This window comes from Gemmatimonadales bacterium, assembly GCA_041390145.1.
Taxonomy (GTDB): Bacteria; Gemmatimonadota; Gemmatimonadetes; order Gemmatimonadales; family GWC2-71-9; genus SPDF01.
This window is the reverse complement of sequence record JAWKQM010000018.1, coordinates 20255-37017: the sequence shown is the minus strand read 5'-3', so window position 1 is coordinate 37017 and position 16763 is coordinate 20255. Positions and strand designations below refer to the sequence as shown.

Here is a 16763-nt window from a genome sequence, read left to right as displayed (position 1 = left end):
GCATGGCCACGTCACCCACCGCCGCCCAGACCTCGATCCCGGTGCTTGCGCCCGGACAGAGCATGGGTCAGGCCCTCGGTATCCCGACGGTGCCAAACCTGCGCGACGTTGGAGGGTACACCACGGCGAGCGGCGCCACCGTCGCCCGGGGCCTCGCCTACCGGTCCGACACCTTCAACCCCATGAACGCCGAGGACCTGAAGCGGCTTGGACGCCTTGGACTCCGGAACGACTTCGACCTCCGCACCACGTCGGAGGCCAAGGCGGCGCCGGACGAGATGCCGCCCGGCGTGACCTACCACCTCCTGAACGTCCTCGCCGACGCGAAGACCGCGGCCCCTGCCGAACTGGAGGCGCTGCTGCACCAGCCGACGAAGGCGAACGCCGCGCTCGGCGGGGGCCGGATCGAGGCGTTGTTCATGGAGGGGTACCGGGAATTCATCTCGCTCCCGAGCGCCAAGGCATCGTATCGCACCTTGTTTCTCGCCCTTGCCGAGCAGCCGGCGCTGCCGGCGGTCTTCCACTGCACCACGGGAAAGGACCGGACGGGGTGGGCCGCCGCTGCGCTCCTCTCCCTGCTCGGCGTGCCCCGCGACACGGTGATGGCGGACTTCCTCCGCACCAACGACTACACCATCCCGCAGTTCCAGCACGCCATCGAGAGTTTCGTCGCGGCCGGGGGCGATCGCGACATCGCCGTCGCCATCTTCGGCGTCAAGCCGGAATACCTGCAGGCGTCCTTCGACGAGATGGAGAAGGAGTACGGCACCATCGAGGACTATTTCGCGAAGGGGCTCGGGATCGACGCCGCCGGGCAGGGGGCGCTGCGGTCGATGTTCCTGCGGCGATAGTCCCGGGACCCGCCAGGGCGGCGGTGGGCGCCTGCCATCCCCTGTACCTGAGCCGGGCCGGCACTGGACAGCACGCTCGCAAAGTTCGGCGCCGGGCTGTACGGCTACATGTGGGGACCGATCGAGTTCACGTCCACTGGCACCCTCAAGAGCTACGACGCCACCGGGCGGCTCGGGGAGCTTCGCCTGCCGGCGCTCATCACCCTTGGTGAGTTCGACGAGGTGCGGCTCTCCACTGCCCAGCCGAACCAGCCCCCGACTGAACCGCGTTATCTTGGTTATTCCGCAAGCAAGGAGCGCTGATGCATTGGGACCTGGTCATTCCGGTCCTCTATCTCGCCGTCGTCGCCTGGATCGGGGTCCGTGTCAGCACCGGAACCCAGGATGCCGAATCGCTCTTCCTCGGTGGCCGCAGCCTCGGGTTCGGGGTGGTCGGCACCTCGCTCTTCGCCTCCAACGTCTCGAGTACCACCCTCATCGGCCTCGCCGGCGCCGCCTACGCCACCGGCCTGGCGGTGGCCAGCTACGAGTGGATGGCGGCGCTCGCCCTCCTCTTCGCCGCCGTCTTCCTCATCCCGATCTACCTGCGCGGGCGCATCCTGACGATCCCCGACTACGTCGAGCGGCGCTTCGACCGGCGCGCCCGTCTCTACGTCGCCGGACTGATGATCGTCCTGTCGCTGGTGGTGGACACCGCCGGGTCCCTCTACGCCGGGGCCCTGGTGCTCACGGTGTTCATCCCGGGCCTTCCCCTCTGGCCGACGCTGATCGGCCTCGGGGTGTTTGTCGGCCTCTACACCGCCGCCGGCGGGCTCAAGGCGGTGATGCTCACCGACGCACTGCAGGCGCTCGTCCTCATCCTCGGCTCGATCACCCTCACGGTGTTGACCTTCGCGGAGTTCAACTTCAGCTGGGCCGCCGTGACGGCCGCGGTGCCCGCCGGGCACCTCCACATGATCCGCCCGGCGAGCGATCCCGAGCTGCCCTGGCCCGGCCTGCTGCTCGGCCTGCCGATTCTTGGGCTGTACTACTGGACCACCAACCAGTACATCTCGCAGCGGTTCCTGGCCGCCAAGAACGTGGATCACGCGCGCTGGGGCGCCGTGCTCGCCGCGGGCCTCAAGCTCCTGCCGCTGTTCATCATGGTGCTTCCCGGCGCCATGGCGCTCGGCCTGATGCCTGGGCTCGACCGCCCCGACGAGGTCTTCCCGGTCCTCGTGCGCGACTTCCTCCCCGTCGGCGCCCGCGGCCTCATGATCGCCGCCATCATGGCCGCCATCATGTCCACCATCGACAGCACCCTGAACGCGAGCTCCGCGATCGCGGTGTACGACATCGCCGCGCTCGACAAGAAGGAGGTTCCCCAACGGCGCCTGCTCTGGATCGCGCGCCTGACCACCCTCGGCTTCATGGCGCTGGCGATCGCCTGGGCGCCGCTGATCGAGCACTTCCCGGGCATCTTCGCCTACCTGCAGGAAGTCTTCGCCTACGCGGTGCCGCCCGTGGCGGCCATCTACCTTGGCGGGGTGTTCTGGCGCGGCGCGCAGCGGACGGCCGGGTTCTGGGCCCTGCTGGTGGGCCATGTGTGCGGGCTGGCGCTCTTCGTGGGATCCAAGGCGGGGTGGTGGCCGCTGCACTTCACGGTCAACGCGTTCGTGCTCTTCGTGGTGAGCCTGGCGACCCTGGTCGTGGCCTCGCGCGCCGCCCGCACGCGCTCGGTGCCCGACCCGATCACCCTGTGGACCCCGGCGCTCTCGCGCGTGGAGCCGGGCACGGGGCTGCTCCGGGACTACCGGTTCTGGTCGGCGCTCGTGGTGCTGGGGGTGGCGGGCAGCCTCGCGCTGTTCCTCTAGGAACGGGGTGGCGCGCCTAGTGCTCCACCCCGAACCGCTCGAGCATCGTCTCGGTCCACCAGCTGAGGTCGTGCGCGCGGGTCGCCTCCCAGAGCCGTCCCATCCGGTCGACCTCCTCCTCCCGGGACATGTCCAGCGCCTCGTCGATGGCGGCATCCATCGAGCGTGCGGAATAGGGATGCACCAGGATCGAATCACCGAGCTCCACCGCCGCCCCGGTGAACTCGGAGAGGATCAGCTTCCCTTCCCTGCCCTCCTTGGCCGCGATGAACTCCTTGGCCACCAGATTGAGCCCGTCGCGGAGCGGCGTGATCCAGCAGATGTGCGCGGCCCGGTACCAGCTCATCAGCTCCTCGAAGTCCATCGGCTGCGCAAAGAGGACCACCGGGATCCAGTCGAGCGTGGAATACCGGCCGTTGATGGCGCCTACCCGCTGCTCGATCTCCGCCTGGATCTCATCGTACACCTGCATGCCGGGCGCCGGCGGGACACACACCAGGAAGAGCCTCACGGTCCCCGCCAGCTTCGGCCGGCGCTCCAGGAGGCGCCGATAGGCGTCGAGCAGCTCCACCGTGCCCTTGGTGTAGTCGACGCGACTCACAGCGAACAGGATGGTGTCCACGCCGGACTGCTCGCGGATGGCCCGGGTCCGCGCCTGCGCCGCGGGGGTCCGGATCGTCTCCACGATCTTCGGGACCGCCACGCCGAGCGGCACGACATCCACCCACACCCGCCGGCCATGCCACAGGAGTTCGCCCACCACGGTGCTCTCCTGGAGCGCCCACCCCTCGGGACGAAGGCGTTCATGGACCGGCTGGCGGCCGGCCGTGGTGGCCCCCCCGAAGGCGCGCGCCACCGCGGCGAAGTTCTCGGCGTAGCGCGGGATGTGGAACCCGACGCGGTCACAGTTGAGCAGGCTGGCCGCGATCTCGGTCCGCCACGGCAGCACGCCGAAGATGTCGGAGGAGGGAAAGGGGGTGTGATGGAAGAAGCAGATCGTCAGGTCGGGACGCTGCTCGCGGATGAGCTTGGGCACCAGCCAGAGGTTGTAGTCGTGCACCCAGACCACCGCGCCCTCGCTCGCCACCTCGCACGTGGCGTTGGCAAAGAGGCGGTTGACCTCGCGGAAGGTGGCCCAGTCCGCCGCGTCGTAGTCGAACTTGTCGACGAAGCTGTGGAGGATGGGCCAGAGCGCGGCCTTGGAGGTGACCTTGTAGAACGAGTTCACCTGCTCCCGGGTGAGCCCGAGCTGGGCGACGTCGTACCGCTCGCCGGCAAATTCCACCGGCTCGCGCGCCAGCACGGTGCCCGCGCGGGCCGCCTCCACGGTGGTCCACGCCACCCACGTGCCCCGGTCAAAGTACTGGAAGAACCCGCGCAGCGTCGGCACGATCCCGTTCGGGCTTCGGTGGCTCCGGAGCACCTCCTTGCCGTCCACGACGGCGCGCTCGAACGGCTGGCGGTGGTAGACGACGACGAGTTCAGACATGGGGCACCTCCACGCCGTGGTGGGCCAGCGCCTCGAGGATTCCCTCGGCGCCGTGGCCCGTGGCACGGTAGATCCGGTCGCTGGCCGGGAGTCGGGCCAGGAGGCCGGGTTCAGCGTTGCCGACGACCACCGCGGGGAGTCCGCAGGTGATCATCGCGAGATCGTTCAGGGTGTCGCCGGCCACCAGCACCGCGTCCTCCGGGACCCCCCATTCCTTCATCAGCCGCCGGAGGGTGCTCCCCTTGTCGACCCCCCTAGGCAGCACGTCGAAGAACCGGCCGTCGGAGACGAGCCCGGTGCACCCCAGCGCCTCGGCCCGCGCGAGGGCCGGCGCCAGGACCGCCGGCGAGTCGTAATAGTACGACACGCGGTTGGGGCCGAAGTACTCCTGCAGGCGAAGCCCCGGCATGTCCGCGAAGGCGGCGCGCACCGCGGCGCTGCGCCCTCCCCACCGCTGCCGGATGTCCTCGAGCAGCGGCCCCTCGTAGGGCGACCCGTCGGCGTGGGCGATGTAGGAGCCGACATCGCAGATCATGGCGTCGGGCCGCGGGAGGACGCCGTCCGTCACCAGCGCCGTCACGCTGCGGCTCGACCGTCCGGTCACGAACAGGAGCGTCCGCGCCGGGTCGTCGCGGAAGTAGCGTGTCAGGGCGTCCCGGGCCGCGTCCGAGCCGCCGAGGAAGGTGCCGTCGAGATCCGTCGCCAGGACCCGCATCAGGCCCGGATCGTCAGTGCCCGCTTGGAGCGGACGTCGCTGTAGCGAATCGTGGCCTTCTTGAACAGCAGGTCCACGAACAGCAGGGCATGGTGCTCGCCGTGCCGCCACTGCATCGCCACCGTGGTATCGCTCGAGGAGTGCAGGTGGAAGGTCCCCTGGAAGGCCGGGTGTGTACTCCGGAACTCCATCAGGCGCTGGATCCTCTTCACCATCGGGGTGCGCAACGCCGCCTCCACCTGCTCCCGCGTGTAGGTGTGCCGGTTGATCTCCCGTGGATCCCCCGTCTCCTCCGCCCGCTCCACCTCGTTGGTCCCGCCCAGCCAGCCGACGTAGTACACCTGCGGAATCCCCGGCGCGAAGAGCTGGATGGCGCGCGCGGCCACGTTGGCGTCCTCGTTTTGCTTCAGGGCGTCGAAGAAGGTGCAGGTCAGCTGGTAGATGGCCCCCACGCTGTAGACGTTGGCCGCCGAACGGCGGAGGATCGGGTCCGCGGAGCGCTGGGACACGTTGTCGATGAGGTGCTGGGTCTTGTCAGCCGGCAGGATGCCGTCCACGTCGGGAATGCAGATGCCGTCGTGGGTATCGAGCACCGTCACCTGGTTGCGGGGACACATGCGGAGCCAGGGCTTCAGGTACCGGCTGTCGCCGTCGAGGAGGGCGTGCAGGACCAGCGGCGGCAGGGCGAAGCCGTAGGGGCGCATCCCGTGCAGGGCGATGGCATACTGGAAGCTGGGATGGTCGTGCACCTCCGGGAGCGTATCGGCCCCGTGCGCCAGCGCCGCGCGATGCACCCACTGGAGGATTTCGTAGACGTCCGGCTCCACCAGGAAGCAGCTGGTGCCGATGCGCTTGGTGGTATAGCCGAAGGCATCGAGCCGGAAGAGCTTCGCGCCGCGCGCCGTGAGGAACGCGATGTAGTCCTCCATCAGCGCATACGTGCGGGGTGACTCGTAGTTCAGGTCGATCTGCCGCTCGGTGAAGGTGGTCCAGACCCGGTGCGTCGTGCCGTCGGGCAGCACGATCTCGCGGAACGGCTCCTTCTCCTTCCGGATGTGAATCTTGGCCAGGTCGTCCGGGGTGATCTCGCCGAGCTGGTCCACGTGGACGAAGAGGTCGGCGTACTCGGACTGCATGCCCTTGGCCAGGAAGTCCTGGAACTCGGCGGACTGGTCGGAGATGTGGTTGACGGTGAGGTCGAGGCAGAGGTCAAACCTGGCGGCGATGCGCTCGACGTCCTCCCAGGTGCCGAACGCGGGGTCCACTTCCTTGTGCGTGAGCGGGGAGAAGCCACCGTCGGCGTTGGAGGGGTAGAGGGGGAGGATATGGACCCCTCCCACGGCCGTGGCGAGATGCGCCTCGAGAATGTCGCCGAGGGCGGCCAGGTTGCCGCCCAGGCGGTGTGGATACGTGATCAGCTGCACCTGGTTGCGCAGGGTCATGAGGTCTCCGGTGTGGTCGGGACCGCGGGGGCCTCCGGCGAAGTGATATTCGGAAGGTAATCGGGTGCCCGCGTGCCCCCGTTTGTCCGCCGCATCCACCGTTCGTGCCGGTCAGAGCCACGACGCCGGGGGCGGAGCCGCGGCGCTTGCCGACATTCGGACGCGGGGCCATCCTTCTTCCTGATCCTGTCCTGAACTGGAGGCCGCCGTGATCGGGCGATCCTGGCTGCACCGTGCGTTGCTCTCGGCCGTGTTTCTGCTCGCCTGCTCCCAGGATTCCCCTGTCGGGAGCAGCGAGGGAGGCGGGAGCGGCAATGGGGGTGGGAACCCGACCCTCAACCCGGCGACGTTCAAGGCCTCGGTGAATCCCACCATCCCGCCGGGCTACAGCATCTTTGGCGAAATGCCCTACCAGTGGCAGGCCTATTTCTATGCCGATGGCGCCTGGGTCGCGGTGGGTCACCCTCAACTGACCGAAGACCCCTCTACGCTCCTCGTGATTGACTGCAACGACCCGGCCATCCAGGACGCCTGCACCATCCATCGGTCGGCGATGATCCAGGTGACGATTCGCAACGTGTCGCCGGGGCCGGCGCTCCTGTGCGGCTACAAGAGTGGCTTTCGGTTCTATGACGACTTCCTCCTGAGCACCCCGGTCGGCACCCTGAGCGTGGCGCCGGTCGCCTCGTCGAGTCAGGACCCCATGAACCAGGGAACCTGTTTCCCCTAGACGGGGCCGTGGATCAGCCCATCTGCAGATGATCACGAACGCGATTGTCGCTGCCCCTTGAAGGCCTCCATGGGACGGTAGCGCGTGGGAAGCGGTCGCCGTATACTCGATGACGATGACAACACGGCGATACGGGGACGACGAGGTACGCGAGATCTTCAGCCTCGCGACGACGGGCGACACGCGCGATCGGCCGCTGCCAGCCGAATCCGGCGGCCTGACCCTCGACGAGCTCCAGCACATCGGTCAGGAGGCGGGCATCGCGCCTGCGCGTGTCGCGCACGCCGCGGCGAGTCTCGACGCCCGCGGCCGGCTGGCGCCCGTCCGTCGATCCTTCGGGCTGCCGATCGGCGTCTCGCGGGTGGTCGCGCTTCCGCGAGCGCCCACGGATCGGGAGTGGGAGCAGCTGATTGCCGAATTCCGGACGACCTTCGGGGTGCAGGGCCGCGCGACGAGTTCCGGCGGGCTCCGTGAATGGTCGCAAGGCAACCTGCACATCTGTGTCGAGCCGACCGAGCATGGCGAACAGCTCCGCCTCAGTACACTCAAGGGCGACGCGATGTCCCTCAACGTGCTGGGGCTCGCCATGGGCGGGATGTCGGTCCTGATGGGTGCTGTGATCACTGCTGCCGGCAAGCCAGGGAAGGCGCTGGTGCTCGTCGGCATGTTCGGCGGACTGGCGCTGGCGGCGTTCGGTGCCAACCTGATTCGGTTGCCGCGCTGGGCGCGCGAGCGCAAGCGACAGATGCAGGAGATCGCCCAGCACGCGGTGAAGCTGCTTTCCCGACCCTCCGTCGATCCGCCTCCAACGCTCGAGCCACGGCGCTGAGCCACGCATGCGCGCCTGAGCGTGCATACGCCCGGGACCCGGCGGGCAACTCCATCCAGATTCCCAGCCCTGGCCCGAAGCAGCGGATGCGCCATTTCGTCGGGCGATCACATACAACGGAGCGCAATGATGGCCAAGGTGACGGGTGTCGGTGGCGTGTTCTTCAAGAGCACCGGTGATCACGCGGCCTTGGCCGCGTGGTATCAGACGCACTTGGGCATGCCGCTGGAAGACTTTGGCGGCGCGGTCCTTCGATGGCCGGACGACACGGCCGAGGACCACGGCCTGACCGTGTGGCATGTGGCCGGGAAGGACAGCCAGTGGTTCAGCCCGAGCCGGTCCTCCTTCATGATCAACTACCGGGTCGACAACCTCGGGGAGCTGCTGGAACAGCTTCGGGCGGGCGGTGTGGAGATCGTCCAGGGCCCCGAATCGCACGAGAATGGCAAGTTCGCGTGGATCATGGATCCGGACGGCAACAAGATCGAGCTCTGGGAGCCGATGCCCTGGGACGCAAAGAACAAGGATGCGTGACCGTGCCGCCTGACCCGGGCACGCAGCTGACGAGCGCCTGCCGCGTACCGCAGAATAAAGATCGCGAGAAGGACTGGTTCCTCGACGGGAATCCGTGACGGACCGCAGACTCCACTTTCGGGTACATTAGAGAACCAAGCCACCCGCGGCCGCCAGAGGTGGTGGGAGGTTCACTTTGTGGAGGAGCATATGTTCATTCAACTCAACACCGACGCCAGTATCGACGGGACCAAGGCGCTTGAGGCGCAGGTCCACGCCGTCGTGCAGGGTGCCCTCGAGCACCTGAGCCAGCATATCACCCGCGTGGAAGTCCACCTCTCCGACACCAACGGTGACACCAAGGGTGGCCCGGCCGACATGCGCTGCCTGCTGGAGGCCCGGCCTGCCGGCCACCAGCCCGTCGCGGTCAGCCATCAAGCCGCTACCGTTGATGAGGCCCTCGACGGCGCCGCCGACAAGTTGAAGCGATCCCTCGACAGCCTTCTCGGACGACTGGCGAAGTACTAGGCTTCGGCCAGCCGCCGGTTGCGGGAACTGGGACATTGTGGAACAACTCGGCATGGCGGTCACTTCCGTCATGCCGAGATTCGCGCCACAGAGAGGAGCGAAGGCGCCCCCTCGATCGCCGTCGACGCTGGGGCAGCCCGAGCCAGATCGCCCGCCACGGCCAACCTCGTTGCTCGCCGAGGTCCAACCTGAGAACACCACAAGCTGAAACGAGAGCGCGGTCGTGCCGCCACCTTTGCATGGCAGCGCTCGTCCTCGTCCAAGCCTGCGGGACCACATGGCGGCAACCTGCCGAGGGCCTGGAGCCGCGTACAATCCCGTCGAGGCAGCAGGTCCAAGTGTGGCAGCCCACTCGCGTCGATCGCTGGCATGGGGTCAGCATCGCCGACGACAGCGTCGCCGGTATCCCCTACCACCAGGCGCTGGACTGCACCGCCTGTCGCGTTGCACTGCCACGTTCCGCGGTGGATTCCATCAGATTCGGCAATCCGGAACAAGCGGTCACGCGCACCGTGCTCCTTGGAGCCGGCCTGCTGGCGCTGCTCGCGATTGCCTGGCCGTCGACGACGGGCGATTGATCGAAGCGCGCGCGTGCGGCCGCACACGACCTCCACGACACCCAAGGGGACTCGCATGAATCGACCTGTCCGAACGCTGGCCGCCCTGGCCGTGCTGGCCGTGCTGGCCGCGTGCAATCAGGCTGCCCCGCCTGCGGCGTCGGGGCCGGATGCCACGCGATCGGATGACGAGGCGGCGGTGCTCGCGGCCATGGACACCATGATGCTCGCGATTTCCGCGAACGACCTCCAGGCGATGGCCAAGCTGCAGACCGCCGATGGGATGACGTATCGGGCGCGTGCCGTGGGCAACGGCGAGATGGACATCGTGGGACAACCCAACGCCTACTGGATCGACCCCGCCCGGAACGACGGGCATACCTACCGCGAGCGGTACTGGTCGCCGACCGTCCTGGTGCGCGGCAGCATCGCGGTGGTGTGGGCGCCGTACGAGTTCTGGATCGATGGCGAGACGAGTCATTGCGGTATCGACGTGTTCGACTTCGTCAGGATCGACGGTGCCTGGACCGTCTCCAACTCGATGTGGACGGTCGAACCCAACGCCTGTGACGAGCTGCGGCCGGAGGATGTCTCGATGATTCGGCCGGTTCAATGATCGACCTGGTACGCCGTGGGGAGGGACGGTGAACGTTTCCCCAGGTGACAGCAGCTCCAGCGGAGGGGTTTCCCTGCTCGGCGCCATGGCCATCGGCATCGGCGGCATGGTGGGCGGTGGCATTTTCGCGGTGCTCGGGCTTGCCACCGTGCTGGCCGGCGGCGCCACTCCGCTCGCCTTCCTGATCGGCGGTGGGGTCGCCCTGCTCACGGCCTATTCCTATGCCCGACTCTCGGTGGCGTTCCCCAGCAGTGGGGGAACCATCATCTTCATCGACAAGGCGTTTGGCATCAACTGGTGCACGGGGTCGGCGAACAACCTGCTCTGGATCGGCTACGTCCTCACGCTGGCACTCTATGCGGTGGCGTTCGGCAACTATGCCGCCACGTTCTTGCCGCAGGGCCAGCACACCGTCCTCGCCAGCAAGCTCCTCGTCTCCCTCGGCATCCTGGCGCCCACCCTGATCAACCTCTTCAGCGCCAAGATCGTGGCCCGGAGCGAGACGCTGGTCGTCGTGCTCAAGCTGGCCATCCTCGTGCTCGTGGTGGTGTTCGGATTCGGCAGCATCGACCCGTCCCGCCTGGCACCGGCTACCTGGAAGCCCCTGGTCCAGGTGGCCAGCGCCGGCATGATCATCTTCGTGGCCTATGAGGGATTCGAGCTGATCGCGAACACCGCGGCATCGGTGCGCAACTACAGGACCACCCTGCCCCGGGCCTACTACGGCTCGGTCCTGGTCGTCATCGTGCTCTATGTCCTGATTGCGATGGTCGTGGTCGGCTCACTGCCAGCCGATCGGATCGCCGCCGCGCAGGACTTCGCCCTTGCCGAGGCGGCGACGCCGTCCCTCGGACAGCTCGGCTTCACTTTGGTGGGACTGACGGCCGTACTGGCCACCTTTTCGGCGATCAACTCCACCCTCTATGGCGCCGCGCGACTCAGCTATTCAATAGCCACCGAAGGCGAGCTCCCGGTTGCGCTGGAGCACAAGGTGTGGAACCAGCCGGTGGGCCTCCTCCTGACGGCCGGCGCCGCCCTCCTGCTCGCGATCAGCGTGGACCTGGCCAGCATCTCGACGATGGCCAGCGCGAGCTTTCTCATGATCTTTGCGCTGGTCAACCTTGCGAACTTCAGGACGGCTCGGGAGATTGGCAGCAGCCGGCTCATCGCGCTCGCCGGCGTGCTGGCATGCAGCATGGCCCTGGTCGCGCTCCTCTCGCACACCTGGCAGCAGCGACCTTGGCGGTTGCTTGGCCTGCTGGGCCTGGTCGGACTTGCGGTGGCCATCGAGGGATCGTATGTGCTGTTCCTGAGGGAAACCGGCAGGACCCGCCGGGTCGCGCACCCCGACAAGCGCGCCGCGTCCCGCAAGCCGACTGATTGATCGGAGTGGTGCGCGAGCTTCGACCTCACCTCGATGTCAATCTCTTTCCGCCGCCTCCCCTCAGCTGAAACGATGCGGCCGTCCCGGGCATCTACCCGGGCAATCCCCCCTCCGGAGCCAAGCCGTGAATCCTGCGTCCGCCCGTGCCACCGCCACCTTCGCCTTCCTCCTTGCCGCCGCCTGCGGCGACAATGCCCACGACCAGGGCACGACGGCCATCACCGACTCCGCCGGCGTCACGCTGGCGGTCGCGCCCGCCACGGACCACCCCCTGGGCTGGGCCATGACGGAACGCTTCCGCCTCGGCGGGGCCGACGAGGGCCCGGGCAGCTTCACCAACGCCAACGCCTTCACGACCGGCACCGACCAGGCCGGCAACATCTACGTCCTCGACGGGCAGCAGTCCCGGGTCGAGGTCTTCTCTCCCACCGGCAACCACATCCGGTTCCTCGGCCGCCCGGGGGGCGGGCCAGGAGAATTCCAGTTCCCGATCTCCTTCTTCGTCTCCCCGGCCGGGGTGGCCAACGTCTATGACGGGAGCAAGCAGGCGCTGGTCCGCTGGGACGCGAACGGCGACCTGCTGCCGCTGCTTTCCCTCCAGGGCGCGAGCGCCCAGCTGCCCCGCGCCTATGGCGACACCCTGATCTTCACCCAGGGCGATCGCTCCGACACGGAATTCACCACGCGCCTCCTCGTGGTGGTCGGCTCCGACACCACCATCCTGACTTCGCAATCGGCGCCCAACGGCACGATGGTACAGTTCTCCTGCGTGAGCTTCATCCAGCCCCCGGTCTTTACGCCGAGACTGCAGTGGAGCAGCAACGGCCAGGTGGTGGCGAGCACCCGCCAGACACCGTACCAGGTGGACATCTACCAGGGCGACAGCCTGGTCCGGAGCATTCGCCGGCCGATTCCGCCCAAGCCGACGTCGGTGGACGACGTGGCGCGGCTCTACCCCGACGGGATGACGGTGCGCTTCGGCGGGGGTGGCGCATGCACCATTCCCGCCAGCGAGATCATGGAGAAACAGGGCGTCGCCCCGTCGCTGCCGCAGATCCGCTCGCTGGTCCTTGATCCGCAGGGCCGGCTGTGGGTGGAGCGATACACCTTCGACGACGAGGTGGCGCTGGTCGATCTCTTCGACGCCGAGGGCCGGTACCAAGGCACCCTCTCCGACACAGGGCTCCCGCTCGGCTTCATTGGCACCGACGTGATCCTGTTCGCGAAGGAGGACCCGGATACCGGAGTGCAGCAAGTGGTGGCCTACCAGGTGACGGAAGCGTGAGACGGTCGGCGGTCCATCCCAGTCGGGAGAGTACTTGCGGAGGCGCCCGCCGCGCCGCACCTTATCGCCGACGTTGCCCCTGATCACGCCACAATTTTCTTGCTGAAAGGGACCGCTTATGCGGAAGTACGCCGCGGAGTTTGTCGGGACATTCTGGCTGGTACTCGGTGGATGCGGCAGCGCGGTCCTGGCCGCGGCCTTTCCCGATGTGGGCATCGGACTGCTGGGTGTGTCGTTCGCCTTTGGCCTGACGTTGCTCACGATGGCCTACGCCATCGGGCACATCTCCGGGTGTCATATCAATCCGGCCGTGTCCATCGGGCTCTGGGCCGGTGGCCGTTTCCCCGCCAAGGAGTTGCTGCCCTACATCGTCGCACAGGTCCTGGGTGGCCTGGTGGCCGGCGGCGTCCTCTATCTCATCGCGAGCGGCCAGGCCGGCTTCGACGTCTCCGCGGGCTTTGCCTCCAACGGCTACGGTGCCCACTCGCCGGGCGGCTACTCCCTGATGGCAGCGGCCATCACCGAAGTGGTCATGACCATGATGTTCCTCCTCATCATCATGGGCGCCACGGACAAGCGGGCCCCGCAGGGCTTCGCGCCGATTGCCATCGGGCTCGGCCTGACCCTGGTGCACCTGTTCAGCGTGCCGGTCACCAACGCCTCGGTGAATCCCGCGCGCAGCACCGGTGTCGCCCTGTATGTCGGTGGGTGGGCCACCTCGCAGCTCTGGCTCTTCTGGGTGGCCCCCATCATCGGCGGCGTGCTCGGCGCGGTGGTCTACCGGTTCATTGCGGAGGACGCCAAGTAACCGGCTCCAATCCTCCCCTGCACGTCGAAGGGTGGCGTCCCGGCTTTCGCTGAGACGCCACCCTTTGCGTGACGGAGTTTCCCCTGGCCGGACTCAGGCCAGGTCGAACCGATCCAGGTCCATCACCTTGGTCCACGCCGCCACGAAGTCCCGCACGAACTTCTCCTTCGCATCGTCGGCGGCATAGACCTCCGCCAGCGCCCGGAGTTGCGAGTTGGACCCGAAGACGAGGTCCACCCGCGTGGCGGTCCACTTCACCTTGCCCGTCGTCCGGTCACGACCTTCGAACGCGTCCTTGGTGTCGGAGGTCGCCTTCCACGTGGTGCCCATGTCGAGCAGGTTCACGAAGAAGTCGTTGGTCAGCGTCTCGGGACGGTCGGTGAAGACACCCTGCTTCGACTGCCCGACATTCGCGTTGAGGACGCGCATGCCGCCGACCAATACCGTCATTTCGGGGGCGGTCAGGGTCAGGAGCTGCGCCCTGTCGACCAGCAACTCCTCAGCCGTGACGGCATAGGCAGCCTTCTGGTAGTTGCGGAACCCGTCGGCCTTGGGCTCGAGGACGTCGAACGAGGCCACCTCCGTCTGCTCCTGCGAGGCATCCATGCGTCCCGGCGTGAACGGCACCGCCACCTCGACACCGGCCTTCTTCGCGGCGGCCTCGACGGCGGCGCACCCGCCCAGCACGATCAGGTCGGCCAGGGACACCCGCTTCCCGCCCTTCTGCGCGCCGTTGAACTCCGTCTGGATCGTCTCGTAGATCTCGAGGGCGTGGGCCAGCTTGGCTGGCTCGTTCACGTCCCACTTCTTCTGCGGCGCCAGACGGATACGAGCGCCGTTGGCCCCGCCGCGCTTGTCGGAGCCGCGGAAGGTGGAGGCCGACCCCCAGGCGGTCGCGACGAGCTGCGAGATGGGCAGACCCGACGCGAGGATCTTGCCCTTGAGCGCCGCGATGTCCTTGGCGTCGATCAGCGGGTGATCGACCGCGGGGATGGGATCCTGCCAGATCAGCTCCTCCTTGGGCACCAGCGCGCCGAGGTAGCGGGAACGTGGCCCCATGTCGCGGTGCGTGAGCTTGTACCACGCCCGGGCGAACGCGTCCGCCAGCTGGTCGGGGTTCTCGTGAAAGCGCTTGGAGATTTTCCGGTAGACCGGGTCTTCCCGCATCGCCATGTCGGCCGTGGACATCATCGGGGCATGCCGCTTCGACGGGTCGTGCGCGTCCGGCACGGTCGTCGCCGCGGCGGGATCCTTCGGCTTCCACTGGTGCGCGCCGGCCGGGCTCTTCGTCAGCTCCCACTCATAGCCGAAGAGCGTGTCGAAATAGCTGTTGTCCCACTGCGTCGGCGTCGGCGTCCACGCCCCTTCCAGGCCGCTGGTGGTCGTGTCATCGCCCTTGCCGGTGCCGAAGCTGTTCTTCCAGCCCAGCCCCTGCTCCTCGATGCTGGCCCCCTCCGGCTCGGGTCCCACCAGGGCCGGATCGCCCGCGCCGTGGGTCTTGCCGAAGGTGTGCCCGCCGGCGGTCAGCGCCACGGTCTCCTCATCGTCCATCGCCATCCGGGCGAACGTTTCGCGGATGTCGCGGGCGGACCCGAGCGGATCGGGAGTCCCGTTCGGGCCTTCCGGGTTCACATAGATGAGCCCCATCTGCACCGCGGCCAGCGGGTTCTCGAGTTCGCGGTCGCCGGCGTAGCGCTTGTCGCCCAGCCATTCCGCTTCGGCGCCCCAATAGATGTCCTGCTCGGGCTCCCAGACGTCCTCGCGGCCGCCGCCGAAGCCGAAGGGCTTGAGCCCCATCGACTCGATGGCGCAGTTGCCGGCAAAGACCATCAGGTCGGCCCAGGAAATCTGCTTGCCATACTTCTGCTTGATCGGCCAGAGCAGCCGGCGTGCCTTGTCGAGGTTGCCGTTGTCGGGCCAGCTGTTGAGGGGGGCAAAGCGCTGCGTCCCTGAACCGGCGCCGCCGCGGCCGTCGCCGATGCGGTAGGTACCGGCACTGTGCCACGCCATGCGAATGAAGAGCGGCCCGTAGTGCCCGTAGTCGGCCGGCCACCAGTCCTGCGACGTGGTCATCAGCTTGAACAGGTCCTGCTTCAGGGCCTCGAGGTCGAGCTTCTTGAACTCGTCGGAGTACTTGAAGCCCGTCCCCATGGGGTCGCCCGCGGGCGGGTTCTGGTGGAGCATCGCGAGGTTGAGCTGCCTGGGCCACCAGTCGCGGTTGGACTGGCCGCCAGCCGTCGTCGCCAGACTGCCACTGTGCATGACCGGGCACTTGCCCGCGGTCGTGGATGAATTGTCCTTCATGGTTTGCTCCGATTGTGCGTGCGTGATGAATGCCACCGGCGGTGGACACGGCGGATCATGGTGGTGACACGAAGCCGTGTCGCGTTGTGCCTGAGGGCAATTTAACAGGACATCCGTCTCGCCTCATACCCGGATTGATCCCATGCGTGCCCGAACGGAAGGCCCAGAGGTCGCCTGACGACTACCGGTCAGCCTCGCGCCTTGTAGACGAGCAGGGCCGCCAGGCCAATCAGCAGGGCGACCGCGACCTTGATGGGCCCCCAGAGCACCTCGGTCCTCCCTGGCCCCCAGCTCTGGACCACCCGGGTGAGCGAATCGGGGTGGAGTCGCGGGGCCGCGCTGGTGCTGAAGGCCACCAGGTAGCTGACGGTATCGGTGGGGATGACCGCCTGGTATTCCATCGACCTGACGGCGCCGTGCTCATCGTACCGTGTTTCCATCCAGGCGAAGGCGGGCCGGCCGTCGATGGTGACCGTCTCCACCTCCCCGTAGTCGATGCTGGCGGGATGGCCGTACTTGCTGGCCTGCGCGTCCCGAACGGCCCTCGCTTCCTCGATCGACACCGCCCCGGCATACCGAGTGACGTCGATGGTGCTCTGCGGTTCGAACGTCACGATGTCGCCCAACCAGACTCCGTGGCTCAGCATCTCCCGATCCGGCAGGGGGGTTGTGCCGGGAGTGACGTTCGCGGTAAAGAGAAATCCCCTGGGCACGGCCCGCAGCTGGTATCCCGGCACGGAGGACGACACGCACCCGATCACCCCGCTCGTCAGCAGCGCCAGCACCGCCGCCACTTGCCAACCGCGGCGGCTGGATGCTGTATCCTTGTCCATGGCGTCTCCTCGGGATGGACTCCCTC

The 16763-nt window shown here is 67.6% G+C and carries 17 protein-coding genes; 12 read left to right on the top strand and 5 right to left on the bottom strand.

Annotated features, from left to right (window positions below; all coding sequences use genetic code 11):
• The 3 genes from R2910_13450 to R2910_13440 all read left to right on the top strand — a co-directional run.
• Positions 1-851 (top strand): tyrosine-protein phosphatase (locus tag R2910_13450; protein MEZ4413989.1); only part of this gene is annotated, 851 nt, incomplete at its 5' end.
• A 108-nt stretch (positions 852-959) separates the two neighbouring features.
• On the top strand, positions 960-1154 hold the full coding sequence (locus tag R2910_13445; protein MEZ4413988.1) for a hypothetical protein: 195 nt from the start codon (positions 960-962) through the stop codon (positions 1152-1154).
• Positions 1154-2704 (top strand): sodium/solute symporter, encoded by a 1551-nt coding sequence (locus R2910_13440; protein ID MEZ4413987.1) that lies wholly within the window; start codon positions 1154-1156, stop codon positions 2702-2704. The genes R2910_13445 and R2910_13440 overlap by 1 nt, the downstream gene beginning before the upstream one ends.
• Positions 2705-2720: 16 nt before the next feature.
• Here the strand turns inward: R2910_13440 and ggpS are convergent, their stop codons facing one another.
• The 3 genes from ggpS to gtfA are packed head-to-tail and all read right to left on the bottom strand — an operon-like array spanning position 2721 to position 6350.
• Positions 2721-4193, bottom strand: coding sequence for a glucosylglycerol-phosphate synthase (ggpS, locus tag R2910_13435; protein MEZ4413986.1), 1473 nt, complete (start codon positions 4191-4193; stop codon positions 2721-2723).
• A complete protein-coding gene (locus tag R2910_13430) occupies positions 4186-4908 on the bottom strand; it encodes an HAD family hydrolase (GenBank protein MEZ4413985.1) in 723 nt (240 codons plus the stop codon). Before R2910_13430 ends, ggpS begins: the two co-directional genes overlap by 8 nt.
• Positions 4908-6350, bottom strand: a complete 1443-nt coding sequence (gene gtfA, locus R2910_13425) for a sucrose phosphorylase (GenBank protein ID MEZ4413984.1) — start codon at positions 6348-6350, stop codon at positions 4908-4910. The genes R2910_13430 and gtfA overlap by 1 nt, the downstream gene beginning before the upstream one ends.
• Before the next feature lie 208 nt (positions 6351-6558).
• On the opposite strand from gtfA, the gene R2910_13420 reads away from it, so the two are divergent.
• From R2910_13420 to aqpZ, 9 genes are all read left to right on the top strand, one after another.
• Complete coding sequence (locus R2910_13420; GenBank protein ID MEZ4413983.1) at positions 6559-7080, top strand: hypothetical protein; 522 nt, start codon at positions 6559-6561, stop codon at positions 7078-7080.
• Positions 7081-7195: 115 nt separating this feature from the next.
• On the top strand, positions 7196-7909 hold the full coding sequence (locus R2910_13415; GenBank protein ID MEZ4413982.1) for a hypothetical protein: 714 nt from the start codon (positions 7196-7198) through the stop codon (positions 7907-7909).
• Positions 7910-8038: 129 nt separating this feature from the next.
• Complete coding sequence (locus tag R2910_13410) at positions 8039-8443, top strand: VOC family protein (protein ID MEZ4413981.1); 405 nt, start codon at positions 8039-8041, stop codon at positions 8441-8443.
• A 189-nt stretch (positions 8444-8632) separates the two neighbouring features.
• Positions 8633-8950: an HPF/RaiA family ribosome-associated protein gene (locus R2910_13405; GenBank protein MEZ4413980.1), complete on the top strand. Its 318-nt coding sequence runs from the start codon at positions 8633-8635 to the stop codon at positions 8948-8950.
• A 338-nt stretch (positions 8951-9288) separates the two neighbouring features.
• A complete protein-coding gene (locus tag R2910_13400) occupies positions 9289-9528 on the top strand; it encodes a hypothetical protein (GenBank protein MEZ4413979.1) in 240 nt (79 codons plus the stop codon).
• 55 nt (positions 9529-9583) lie between these two features.
• On the top strand, positions 9584-10123 hold the full coding sequence (locus R2910_13395; GenBank protein ID MEZ4413978.1) for a hypothetical protein: 540 nt from the start codon (positions 9584-9586) through the stop codon (positions 10121-10123).
• 28 nt (positions 10124-10151) lie between these two features.
• Positions 10152-11507, top strand: coding sequence for an APC family permease (locus R2910_13390; protein MEZ4413977.1), 1356 nt, complete (start codon positions 10152-10154; stop codon positions 11505-11507).
• Between the two features lie 124 nt (positions 11508-11631).
• Positions 11632-12792 carry a 6-bladed beta-propeller gene (locus R2910_13385; GenBank protein ID MEZ4413976.1) on the top strand — a complete coding sequence of 387 codons (1161 nt, stop codon included), beginning with the start codon at positions 11632-11634 and terminating at the stop codon, positions 12790-12792.
• A gap of 118 nt (positions 12793-12910) precedes the next feature.
• Entirely contained in the window at positions 12911-13600 is a 690-nt protein-coding gene (gene aqpZ, locus R2910_13380; GenBank protein MEZ4413975.1) for an aquaporin Z, read from the top strand.
• 93 nt (positions 13601-13693) lie between these two features.
• On the opposite strand, the gene katG is transcribed toward aqpZ, so the two are convergent.
• The gene (katG, locus tag R2910_13375; protein MEZ4413974.1) at positions 13694-15904 is read right to left on the bottom strand and encodes a catalase/peroxidase HPI; all 2211 of its coding nucleotides are present in this window, start codon (positions 15902-15904) and stop codon (positions 13694-13696) included.
• Between the two features lie 188 nt (positions 15905-16092).
• The gene (locus tag R2910_13370; GenBank protein MEZ4413973.1) at positions 16093-16737 is read right to left on the bottom strand and encodes a hypothetical protein; all 645 of its coding nucleotides are present in this window, start codon (positions 16735-16737) and stop codon (positions 16093-16095) included.
• Positions 16738-16763 lie beyond the last annotated feature (26 nt).